At 70.2% G+C, this 2,563-nt stretch carries 2 protein-coding genes; both read left to right on the top strand.

Annotated elements, in window-relative coordinates; genetic code table 11:
* Positions 1-57: 57 nt before the first annotated feature.
* Positions 58-2,214: an MMPL family transporter gene (locus tag ASF38_RS07625; RefSeq protein WP_056574924.1), complete on the top strand. Its 2,157-nt coding sequence runs from the start codon at positions 58-60 to the stop codon at positions 2,212-2,214.
* A 74-nt stretch (positions 2,215-2,288) separates the two neighbouring features.
* The gene (locus ASF38_RS07620; RefSeq protein WP_056574921.1) at positions 2,289-2,492 is read left to right on the top strand and encodes a DUF2892 domain-containing protein; all 204 of its coding nucleotides are present in this window, start codon (positions 2,289-2,291) and stop codon (positions 2,490-2,492) included.
* Positions 2,493-2,563: the final 71 nt, after the last annotated feature.

Genomic DNA, 2,563 nt, shown 5'->3' with positions numbered 1-2,563 from the left:
CCCCCCGGGGGGATAAGGAAACCGCCCCGAACCTTCGCCTCAGCACTTGGAGAACGCATGACATCGACGATCGACCCGCCCGCTCCTGAACGAGAGTCGCGGATCTCCTCCGGCCCGCTCGGTCGCCTCGGCACGTGGGTCGCCACTCACGGCCAGGTCGTGACCATCACCTGGCTGCTGCTGGTCATCGGCCTCGGCGTCTTCGCGCCGAAGGTCGAGCACAACCTCTCGGGCGCCGGCTGGCAGGCCAACGGCTCGGAGTCCGTCGCCGCCCGGGAGCTGGCCCGTGAGCACTTCGGCGGGAACGCTTCGTCGGCCATCCAGGTCGTCGTCCACAGCGAAGACGGTCCGGTCACGGAGGGCCGCGGCGCCGAGACCATCGCGAGGGTCACCGCCCTGCTCGAGGACGAGTCCCGCATCGCCGATGTAGTCGCACCTCAGCCCGGCGCGACGCTGAGCCAGGACGGCTCCACAGCCATCGTGCTCGCCGGCGCCGGCGCTGACACCAACGAGATGGTCCGCGTCGCCACCGACCTCAAGGGCCCCCTGCAGGACCTGTCCGGCGACGGCATCCAGGTCAACCCGACCGGCTCCTCGCTGCTGTGGTCGGACTTCAACGAGGCCAACCTCGAGGCCATGTTGAAGTCGGAGATGGTGTCCTGGCCCGTGACGCTGGCCATCCTCGTCCTCGCCTTCGGGGCTCTGGTCGCCGCCGGCCTCCCGCTCCTGCTGACCCTGTCCGGGCTGGTCGCCTCGGCCGGCTCCCTGGTGCTCATCAACGAGCTGGTGCCGGTCTCCATCTGGGCGATGAACTTCGCCATGATGTTCTCCCTGGCTCTGGGCATCGACTACGCCCTGTTCCTCGTGGTCCGCTACCGCGCCGCCCGCATGGGAGCCAGGCTCTCCGCACAACGCGCCATCGCGCAGACGATGGACACCGCCGGCAAGGCCGTCCTGCTCTCCGGCCTGACCGTGCTCATCTCCCTGTCCGCGGTGATGCTCGTGCCCTCGCCGTCGTTCCGTTCGATGGCCGGCGGCATCATGCTCTCGGTCGTCTTCGTGCTCGCCGCGACGCTCACGCTGCTGCCCCTGGTGCTGGTCAAGCTCGACCACCGCATCAACAAGCTCGCGCTGCCGTGGGTCAAGACCGGTGAGCACCGGTCGTCGCGCTTCGCCGCCTGGGGTGAACGTCTCTGGCGTCGCCCCGTCCTGTGGGGTACCGCAGCCCTGGTCGTGCTGGTCGCGCTCGCCGCCCCTGTCGTCGGGCTGAACACCGCCATGCCGTCCATCAAGGTGCTCCCCGAGGACGCCTCGGCGCGTGTCGGCTACGACCGCGTCCAGGAGGCGTTCGGTCCAGGCGCCCCCGGCACCCTGCAGATCGTCGTCGCGAAGGACCAGGCGCAGGCCGCCGCCGCGACCGTCACAGCCGACGACGGCATCGCCGCCGCCATGCCCGCCCAACCTGCCCCCGACGGCTCGGACCTGGCCATGATCCAGGCAGTGCCCACCGTCGACCCGTCGGACCCGGCACTCGCCGAGACCGTCGACCGGCTGCGCGCAGACCTGCCCGACACCGCACAGGTCGGCGGCGCCGCCGTAGAGAACCTCGACCTGAAGACCCAGCTCGACGACTCCACCCCGCTGGTCATCGGCGTCATCCTGGCCCTGGGCTTCCTGCTCCTGCTCATCGCCCTGCAGGCACCGCTCATCTCCTTGCTCGGGACGGCAGTCAGCCTGCTCTCGACCGCAGCCGCCTTCGGCGTCGCCCGCCTCGTCTTCCAGGAGGGCTGGGGCGCAGACCTGCTCGGCTTCGAGAGCCAGGGCTTCCTCGACGCCTGGGCGCCGGTGTTCTTCTTCGCCATGATCTTCGCCATCGCGATGGACTACACCGTCTTCCTGCTGGCCTCGGCCAAGGAGCACTACGAGCGCACCGGCGACCCCAAGGACGCGATGGTCGGAGCCCTCGCCCACTCCGGACGGGTCATCTTCGCCGCCGGCGCGGTCATGGTCGCGGTGTTCTTCACCTTCGCCCTGTCCGGCCCGCTGCCGCCCAAGGAGATGGGCGTCGTGCTCGGCGTCGCCGTCCTGCTCGACGCGTTCCTCGTCCGACTGGTCCTGCTGCCCGTCCTGCTGCGGCTGACGGGCCACGCCGCCTGGTACGTCCCGGCTTGGCTGAAGCGAGTCCTGCCGAACATCACCTTTGCGCACGACTGACCCCCAAGACCGGGGCCGGCCCGCCACTCCCCTGGGGCGGGTCGGCCCCACCCTTCGCCCTGAAAGGCACCCCCATGAACATCGACCGCGCCGTCATGGCTCTCGCTGGCACCCTCACCCTCCTCGGTGCCGCAGCCGCCGCCTTCCTTACGCCCTGGTGGCTGCTCCTGCCCGCCTTCGTCGGCGCCAACCTTCTGCAGGCCAGCATCACCGGCTTCTGCCCAGCCGCGACCATCCTGCGGCGCCTCGGCGTACCAATCGGCCGCGCGTTCGGCTGACACAGGATGTAGGGTCGGGCGGCTCGAGCCGGAAGCCGCCCACGCGAAGGATTCGATGCCGAGATGCCTGC

Source organism: Aeromicrobium sp. Leaf272 (genome assembly GCF_001422865.1).
In the GTDB taxonomy this organism is placed as follows: Bacteria; Actinomycetota; Actinomycetes; order Propionibacteriales; family Nocardioidaceae; genus Aeromicrobium.
This window is presented reverse-complemented; position numbering and strand designations above follow the sequence as displayed.